The organism is Ramlibacter sp., assembly GCF_035706265.1.
In the GTDB taxonomy this organism is placed as follows: domain Bacteria; phylum Pseudomonadota; class Gammaproteobacteria; order Burkholderiales; family Burkholderiaceae_C; genus Ramlibacter.
In genome coordinates, this window is sequence record NZ_DASSVG010000415.1 from 1 (window position 1) to 8,700 (window position 8,700).

Here is an 8,700-nt window from a genome sequence, read left to right on the forward strand (position 1 = left end):
CTTCTTCGCCCGCGACCTGGAGCCCTTCCTGATCTCGCATGGCGCGGAGATCAGCGCCGTGCCGATCCAGCAAGGCAGCGGCTGGGCGACCCTGCTGTACGGCTTCGGCCCCGCGATCCTGCTGATCGCCTTCTACGTCTGGCTGTACCGGCGCGCGCAGTCGCAGGGCGGCGGCGGCATGGGCATGGGCGGCATCTTCGGCATGGGCCGCAGCCGCGCCAAGCGCTACGACGCCGATGCCGAGAACCGCGTCACCTTCAACGACGTGGCCGGCATCGACGAGGCCGAGAACGAACTGGTGGAGATCGTCGACTTCCTCAAGGCGCCGGAGAAGTACACCCGCCTCGGCGGCACCGCGCCCAAGGGCGTGCTGCTGATCGGCGCGCCCGGCACCGGCAAGACGCTGCTGGCCAAGGCGGTGGCGGGCGAAGCGGGCGTGCCCTTCTTCTCCATGAGCGCCTCCGAGTTCGTGGAGATGATCGTCGGCGTCGGCGCGGCGCGCGTGCGCGACCTGTTCAAGCAGGCGCGCGAGAACGCCCCGGCCATCATCTTCATCGACGAGATCGACGCGATCGGCCGCGCCCGCGGGCAGGTGGCGATCGGCGGCGCCAGCGAGCAGGAGCACACGCTGCAGCAGATCCTCACCGAGATGGACGGCTTCACCGGCCGCGAAGGCATCATCGTGCTGGCCGCCACCAACCAGCCCGACGTGCTGGACCGCGCGCTGCTGCGGCCCGGCCGCTTCGACCGGCGCGTGGTGGTGAACCTGCCGGACAAGGCGGGCCGCCAGGCCATCCTGGGCGTGCACGTGCGCAAGGTGCCGCTCGATGGCGACGTGAGCCTGGAGGAACTGGCGCAGGCCACGCCGGGCTTTTCCGGCGCCGACCTGAAGAACCTGGTGAACGAGGCGGCGCTGCTGGCCGCGCGCCGCAACGAGGCCTCGGTGCGGCACAAGGACTTCCTCGATTCGCTGGAGAAGATCGTGCTCGGCCCCGAGCGCCCGCTGCTGCTGGGCCCGGACGACCGCGAGCGCATCGCCTACCACGAGAGCGGCCACGCGCTGCTGGGCCTGCTGGTGCCCGGCGCCGACCCGGTGCACCGCGTGAGCATCGTGCCGCGCGGCCAGGCGCTGGGCGTGACCTACCAGCGGCCGCAGACCGACCGCTACAACTACCCCGAGGACTACCTGCGCGCCCGCATCATCGGCATGCTGGGCGGCCGCGCCGCGGAGGAGGTGGTGTACGGCACGCGCACCACGGGCGCGGAGAACGACATCGAGCAGGCCACCGGCATGGCCCGCAACATGGTCACGCGCTGGGGCATGAGCGACGCCGTGGGCATGGTGCAGCTGGCCCCCGCGCAGAACCAGTATCTCGGCACCGGCGGCGCCTTCATGGGCGAGAAGCCCTTCAGCGACCGGACCGCCAGCCTGGTCGACGCCGAGGTGCAGCGCATCATCAACGAGTGCCACGGCGAGGCCAAGCGCCTGCTGCACCAGAACCGGCGCGCGCTCGACGCGCTGGTGCAGGCGCTGCTGCAGAAGGAAACGCTCTCGGAGCAGGAGATCCTCGATGCGACCGGGCTGGCGCGCGCGCCCGACCTGGAGACCCGCCCGCTCAAGGCATGATCGCCGCATGCGCATCCACGACGCCCCGGCCACCGCGGCCGCCCTGCCCTACGCGCGCCTCGTGCCCGCACTCGAGGCCATGTTCGCGCGCGGCTGCGAGGTGCCGCCTCGGCATGTGCACGAAGTCAAATTGGGGTCAGATTCCAATTTCTCCTTCACCTCGCTGATCATGCCGGCCTGGGTGCCGGGGCGCTACTACGGCGTGAAGACGATCAACATCGCGCCGGGCAACGCGCAGCGCGGGCTGCCGGGACTGCACGCGACCTACCTGCTGTACGACGGCGCCACCGGCGTGCCGCTGGCATTGATCGACGGCGACGTGATCACGGCGCGGCGCACGGCCGCTGCCTCCGCGCTGGCAGCCCGCTGGCTGGCCCGCGCGGACGCACGCCGGCTGCTGGTGGTGGGCGCCGGCCGCATCGCGCGCGAACTGCCCGCGGCCTATCGGGCGGTGCGTGCCATCGACGAAGTTTGTGTCTGGGCGCGTTCGCAGGAGAGCGCGCAGGCACTGGCGGACACCTGGAGCGACCAGGGTTTCGCCGCCCGCGCCGTCACCGACCTCGCCGGGGCCTGCGCCGAAGCGGACATCGTGAGCTGCGCGACGCTCGCCACCGAGCCGGTGGTGCACGGCACCTGGCTGCGCCCCGGCACACACCTGGACCTGATCGGCAGCTTCACGCCGGCGATGCGCGAGGCGGACGACGCCTGCTTCGCCGGCGCCGCGCTCTACGTCGACACCGAAGAGGCGCTGAGGAAAAGCGGCGAACTGCTCGGCCCCATGGCGCGCGGCGTCTTCGCGCCCGGCGACGTGTGCGCCACGCTGGCGATGCTCGCGCGCGGGGAGGCGGTCGGGCGCGCCGACGCCGACCAGCGCACGGTCTTCAAGTCCGTCGGCACGGCGCTGGAAGACCTGGCGGCTGCCATCCTCGTCCACGAAGGCGCGCCGGCTCCTGCAGAGCCACGCCCTTAAGCAGGATTCCTTAACCCCTTGCACGTGCCGGCCGGCTTTCCCCGCCGGGAAGGCGGCCGTGGCCTACCGCCGCCCGCCGCCCGGGCTCCTAACTTGGTCGCATGGCACGGCACCGAGACTCAGCAAGAAAGCCCGCCGAGGACGACTGGCAAGGCGACGCCTGGCCCTACACCATCCCCGCCCCCGAAGCGCTCGAAGGCGGCGATTCGCTGTGGGCCGAGTGGGAGGAAGCCTCGCGCCGGATGGACCTGGCCTTCGCGCCGACCCAGCCGTCGCAGGCCGTTCCGCTCTCCGGCAAAGCGCCCGAGCCCGCGCCCGCCGAACACCACCCGCTGAGCGCCGACGCGCTGATGGTGCGGGCGCGCCGCAACAACCGCGTCTGCCCCCTGCCGGCGAAGTGGCTGCAGCTCTACGACGCGCTCGACGGCGAACGCTACGCGGACCTGCCGCCGCCGCCCGTGCAGCCCTGGATGTGGCGGAAGCTCTCGTCGCTGCAGAAGCGCCTGCGCTTTCGCGAACACGTGGAATGGGCCGAGCGGCACGGCCGCCTGGAGCAGCTGGCCCGCTTCATGGACCGGCTCGCCGAGGACGACTGGCTGCACATGGGCGAGGCCTGAAAACGCGTGCCGGAAGCTCGGGGCGGGTCATGTGACCGCGCGTTACTGCGTGCGCGTTTTTGCCAAGGCAGGCGCGCAATCCATTGCAGCTCTTACAGATGACCTACGTACTGCCGAGGGTACGCTTTACGAATGGCCCGCCAGCGCGATGCGAGGACGAAGAGCGGTACCCTGGAGCCCGAAAACTGGGTCTCCCGGCTGCCCGTGCCCGAAGCGCACGAAGGCGGCGATTCGGCCTGGGATCTCTGGCATGAGGCCTCCAAGCGCCTCGACCTCGCCTTCGCTCCGACGGAGCCTTCCAGCGTGGTGCCGGTGACCACGGAGGGCGGCTGCGCGGAAGAACTCGTCGGCCCGGAGCGCCCGCATCTCCTGAGCGTGCACACCCTGATGGTGCTCGCGCGGCGCAACAACCGCGTCTGCCCGCTGCCCGCGCAGTGGGCCGAGCTGTACCGGCTGCTCGGAGGCGATGGCCAGCCGGAGCTGCAGGCGCCGCCGCTCCAGCCCTGGCTGTGGACGCGCCTGTCGGGCCTGCAGAAGCGGCTTCGCTTCCGCGAGCACGTGGAGTGGGCCGAGCGCCACGGCCGCCTGGAGCTGATGGCGCGCTTCATGGGCGGCCTGGAGGAAGGCGACTGGGTGCACATGGGCGAGGAGTCATAGGCGGGCGAAAACGCTGGGCTTCGGCGCGCTTCGCGCGCGCTCAGCACCAGCCTACGAAAACCGGCGCCACGTGACTTGGTAGGCTGGCGCTGAGCGGCGAAGCCCGAAGCCCAGCGATGCGCGAAGGGCTACCGCCCGATCCAGACCGCCAACCCCTGCGCATTCAACTCCACATCCGGCTCCACCAGCGCCAGGATCTCCGCATCGCCCAGGCCCACCCCGCGCGCCTTCGCCTCGCGCAAATAGATCTCCCGCAACCCCTCGCGCAGCCGCTGCTCGAAATCCCCCGCCTCGCGCAACTCCTGCGCCAAGGCCGCCATCGCATCGCTTTGCCGCACCACCATGTCGGCCTGCGCCTCCACCTCCGCCACCGCGCCGTAGTGCGTGACGTACGCCAGCGCCGGGCGCAGCGCCAGCAGGCGCGCCACCGATTCGCGCAAGGCTGCCGGGTCGTACTGCACCGGCGAACTCGAAGGCAGCGCATAGTGCCAGCGCCCGTTGTGGAACTCGCGGTACGAAACGCCCAGCGTGTCGCCGGTGAAGCAGCCGCGGCTGGCCTCGTCCCACAGGCACAGGTGATGCCGCGCGTGACCCGGCGTGTCGATCACGCGCAAGGGCCGTCCCGCGAGCTGCACCACCATGCCCTCTTCCGCCGGCACCACGCGATCGGCCGCCACCGGTACCAGCTCGCCGTAGTCGCGCCGCACGACCTCGTCGCCGTACACCGCGCGCACGCCCGCCATCAGCTGCGAGGGATCGACCATGTGCCGCGCGCCGCGCGCGTGCACCAGCAGGCGTGCCCGCGGCAGCTGCTGCATCAGCAGCCCCGCCCCGCCCGCATGATCGAGATGGATGTGCGTCGGGATCACCCACTCGACATCCGCCGGCTCCAGCCCCTGCGCGGCCAGCGCCGCCAGGATGCGCGGCACGGCCGCATTCGTGCCGGTGTCGACCACCGCGGCGCGGCCCTCCTGCACCACCAGGTAGGCGGCATCGAACTGCGCCCGCACGAAACCGGTGTCGACGACCGTGATGCCGTGGTCCAGGCGCTCGTCGCGCAGCGCGGCCGTCATGCGGAGGGATCCCGCTCGGGCCCCGCGACCACGCCCGCGTCGTGCAGGCGCCCGATGGCGCCGGAATCCAGCCCCAGCACTTCGTGCAGCACTTCGTCGGTGTGGGTGCCGAGCAGCGGCGCGGGCGCGGTGGGTTCGCGCTCCAGGCCCGCGGCACGCACCGCCGCGCCGGCGGCCAGGTGCGTGCCGATGCCCGGCGTCGCGATGCGCTCGAATACCGGGTTGGCGGCGCTCACGCGCGCATCGTGCGCCAGCAAGCCGGTCGGCAGGTCGTAGCGGCCCCAGCACGCCTTGTTCGCTTCCAGCGCCGCCTCCGCCTGCTCGCGCGTGCGCGCGGCGAACCAGGGCTCCACCAGCGCCGCGATCTCCTCGCGCGCCTCGAAGCGCTGTGCCTCGTCGGCGAAGTCCAGGCCCAGCCGGCGCTCGAGCGCCGCGATCGGCTCCGCGATGCCGCAGGTGGCCACCAGCGCCTTCCACTGGTTGATCGAGATCGCCGCCACCATGATGCGCGCGCCGTCCGCGGTGCCGAAGTCGCGGCCGAAGGCGCCATAGAGGTGGTTGCCGAGCGAAGGCCGGTCCTGCTGCAGCAGTTCCGCCTCCGCCAGCACGCCCAGGTGCGACAACGTGGTGAAGGCGACGTCCGAGAGCGCCAGCTTCAGCTCGGCCCCGCGGCCGATGCGCGCGCGGGCATGCAGCGCGCTCGCGATCGCCAGCGCCGCCTGGTAGGCACAGGCGATGTCCCACGCGGGCAGCACCTGGTTCACCGGCTGCTGCAGCGAGCCGCCGCCCGTGATCGCCGGATAGCCGGTGGCGCAGTGCACGGTGTAGTCCAGCGCCGTGGAGCCGTCGGCATTGCCCTGGATCGTGCAGGTGATCACGTCGGCGCGCTTCGCCGCCAGCACCTCGTGGGCGAGCCACGGCGTGCCGATGTTGGTGAGCAGCACGCCCGCGTCGGGCCCCGGCGCGGTGGCCAGCTGCTGCACCAGCTCGCGCCCGTCGGGGCGACGCAGGTCGATCGCGATCGAGCGCTTGCCCTTGTTCAAGGCCGTCCAGTAGAGACTGCGGCCGCGCCCTTGCGGATGCGGCATGCGCGGCATGCGCCCGTAGTCGATGCCGCCGCCGATCATGTCCACGCGGATCACGTCCGCCCCGTGCTGCGCCAGCGCGAGGCCGGCCAGCGGCGCCGCGATGAAGGCGGAGCTTTCGACGACCCGCAGGCCGGAGAGGAAGGGGTAGGTCATGCCCGCGATCATGCCGGATCGCAGAAGCGATTATTCGTAAGCCGTCATCTGCAGCGCCGGCGCCGGCTGGTCCGGCCCAGAGGGGGTTTGTCCGTCTCCTCCATGTCCCCCGGCGCGGATGAGAACCGTTGCCCGTGTTGTCGCCGCGCCCGCGCCTCCTCCTTTACTTCCGGAGCCGGACAAACCCCCTCCGGGCCTGCAGCGCGCGATGAACACGCCCCGGCAATCCGGGCCCACCGCACGCACGGCGCAGCGCTGCGTCACGGTTCGTGGAGGACCGATCGCCCGCCATCCCACACTGCAGGCGCAGGACGGGTTTGTCCGACTCCGGAAGTAAAGGGGGAGGCGCGGGCGCGGCGACATCCCGGGGCTGAGCACTCATCCGCGCCGGAGGACATGGAGGAGGCGGACAAACCCGTCCTGTGCCGGACCCAGGGGAACGAGACGCAGCGCGGCACAGACGGCGCGATAGACCGTCCCGCGCATGGAACACGGACGCGGAACGTCAGCCGAACCGCCCCCCCGTCACGTGCAGCACTTCGCCCGAAATGAACCCCGCACGCTCCGACGCCAGGAAAGCCACCGCATCGGCGATATCGGACGGCCGCCCGACGCGCTTGACGGGTTGCATCTGGATCGCGCGTTCCTTGATGGTCTCGTAGGTGGCCAGGGCCTGCACCATCTCGGTTTCGATGAAGCCGGGCGCCACGCAGTTGACGGTGACGCCGTAGCGCCCCTCCTCGATCGCCAGCGCCTTGGCCATGCCGATCAGGCCCGCCTTGGCCGCCGAGTAGTTGGCCTGGGTCGGGTTGCCGAAATGCGCGCGCGAGCTGATGTTGATCACGCGTCCCCAGCCCTGCTCGATCAAGCGCGGCATCACGGCCTTGGTGACGAGGAAGGCGCCCTTGAGCATCACGCCCATCACCAGGTCCCAGTCTTCCTCGCTCATCTTCACCAGGTACTTGTCGCGCGGGAAGCCGGCGTTGTTCACGAGCACGTGCACGCCGCCGAAGCGCGCCACCGTCTCGTCCACCAGCCGCTGCACTTCGGCCGCGCGCGTGATGTCGGCCACGATGCAGTGCGCCTGCAGGCCTTCCTCGCGCAGCGCCGCGGCCGTGGCTTCGGCGCGCTCGGCCTGGATGTCGTTGACGACCACCCGCGCGCCCTCCAGCGCCAGCCGGCGCGCGGTGGCGGCGCCGATGCCGCGCGCCGAGCCGGTGACGATCGCCACCTTGTCCTTCAGTTCCAGGTCCATGCTTGCTTCCCCTCGTCTCGATGTCGCTAGCGCGGGCAGCCGCGCGCCAGTTCGCGCGTGAGCTCCGCCGCCGGGATCGCCTTGCAGCCGCTCGCGTTCTGGCCCGCCCACAAGGGCGAGAAGTCGCTGCGGCCCAGGCTCTCCGCCTTGGCGCGCAGCACGCCCATCGCCGGAGCCGCCTGCGGGAAGGCCGGCGCGGCTTCGCTGATCGGGCCCAGCTCGCGCACGATGCGGTTGACGATGCCGCGCGCCGGCCGGCCGGTGAACACGTTCGTGAACGCCGTCGTGCGCACGGCTTCGCTCTGCAGCGCCGCACGGTGCAGCGCGGTAGTGGTCGCCTCGGGGCACAGCAGATAGCTCGTGCCGACCTGCACGCCGGCCGCGCCCATCGCGAAGGCGGCTGCCACGCTCTGCGCGTCGGCGATACCGCCGGCCGCGATCACGGGCACCTTCACGGCATCGACCACCTGGCGCACCAGGGCCAGCGTGCCGATCTGCGTGTGGAGGTCCTGCGACAGGAACATGCCGCGATGGCCGCCGGCTTCGGCGCCCTGCGCGATCACCGCATCGACACCGCGCGCCTCGAGCCAGAGGGCCTCTTCCACCGTGGTGGCGGAGGACAGCACCTTGGCGCCCCAGGAACGCACCCGCTCCAGCAGTTCGGGAGCCGGCAGGCCGAAATGGAAGCTCACCACGCGCGGGCGGAACTCGGCGAGCAGTTCGGCGGCCTCGGCGTTGAAGGGCAGGCGGCCGGGGCCGGTGGGGATGGTCGCGGGGTCGGCGCCGAGTTCGGCGAAGTAGGGGGCGAGGCGCTCGCGCCAGGCGGCGTCACGGGCCGGGTCGGGCTGCGGCGGGGTGTGGCAGAAAAAGTTGACGTTGAAGGGGCGGTCGGTCTGCGCGCGCAGCGTGGAGAGTTCCTTGCGCAGGGCGTCGGGGGCGAGCATGGCGCAGGGGAGTGCGCCGAGGCCGCCGGCGTTGGAGACGGCGATGGCGAGGGCGCTGCCTTGCACGCCGGCCATGGGGGCCTGGAGGATCGGGAGGGAGATGCCGAGGAGATTGGAGAGGGTCATCGGGGGATCGTGCAATACGAGGCCTGAGCCTGTAAAGCGAAGGGAGAAGAACTAGACGGCGGTGCGCTTCTTTCGCGCCGTTGTGCTGGGCTTCGGCTTCGCTCTCAGCGCCAGCCTACCGGATCGCTTCGCGCCAGCGTTGTTCACTGCGTGAGGAGTCGCAACTGGCTCCAGCATGAGACGCAGCCCG

At 71.5% G+C, this 8,700-nt stretch carries 8 protein-coding genes; 4 read left to right on the forward strand and 4 right to left on the reverse strand.

All coding sequences use genetic code 11. The features are described 5' to 3' along the window. From ftsH to VFM98_RS14795, 4 genes are all read left to right on the forward strand, one after another. Window positions 1–1,627: ATP-dependent zinc metalloprotease FtsH (gene ftsH / locus VFM98_RS14780; protein WP_325110673.1), on the forward strand; the 1,627-nt coding region annotated here is incomplete at its 5' end. 7 nt (window positions 1,628–1,634) lie between these two features. Next, window positions 1,635–2,597 carry an ornithine cyclodeaminase family protein gene (locus VFM98_RS14785; RefSeq protein WP_325110674.1) on the forward strand — a complete coding sequence of 321 codons (963 nt, stop codon included), beginning with the start codon at window positions 1,635–1,637 and terminating at the stop codon, window positions 2,595–2,597. Between the two features lie 101 nt (window positions 2,598–2,698). Beyond that, complete coding sequence (locus VFM98_RS14790) at window positions 2,699–3,214, forward strand: hypothetical protein (protein ID WP_325110675.1); 516 nt, start codon at window positions 2,699–2,701, stop codon at window positions 3,212–3,214. Between the two features lie 132 nt (window positions 3,215–3,346). Next, on the forward strand, window positions 3,347–3,871 hold the full coding sequence (locus tag VFM98_RS14795) for a hypothetical protein (RefSeq protein WP_325110676.1): 525 nt from the start codon (window positions 3,347–3,349) through the stop codon (window positions 3,869–3,871). A 128-nt stretch (window positions 3,872–3,999) separates the two neighbouring features. On the opposite strand, the gene VFM98_RS14800 is transcribed toward VFM98_RS14795, so the two are convergent. From VFM98_RS14800 to VFM98_RS14815, 4 genes are all read right to left on the reverse strand, one after another. Next, the gene (locus VFM98_RS14800) at window positions 4,000–4,944 is read right to left on the reverse strand and encodes an MBL fold metallo-hydrolase (protein ID WP_325110677.1); all 945 of its coding nucleotides are present in this window, start codon (window positions 4,942–4,944) and stop codon (window positions 4,000–4,002) included. Next, window positions 4,941–6,185 (reverse strand): CoA transferase, encoded by a 1,245-nt coding sequence (locus tag VFM98_RS14805; RefSeq protein WP_325110678.1) that lies wholly within the window; start codon window positions 6,183–6,185, stop codon window positions 4,941–4,943. The genes VFM98_RS14800 and VFM98_RS14805 overlap by 4 nt, the downstream gene beginning before the upstream one ends. A 505-nt stretch (window positions 6,186–6,690) precedes the next feature. Further along, window positions 6,691–7,440, reverse strand: coding sequence for a 3-oxoacyl-ACP reductase FabG (fabG, locus tag VFM98_RS14810; RefSeq protein ID WP_325110679.1), 750 nt, complete (start codon window positions 7,438–7,440; stop codon window positions 6,691–6,693). Window positions 7,441–7,466: 26 nt separating this feature from the next. Further along, window positions 7,467–8,510, reverse strand: a complete 1,044-nt coding sequence (locus tag VFM98_RS14815) for a nitronate monooxygenase (protein ID WP_325110680.1) — start codon at window positions 8,508–8,510, stop codon at window positions 7,467–7,469. Window positions 8,511–8,700 lie beyond the last annotated feature (190 nt).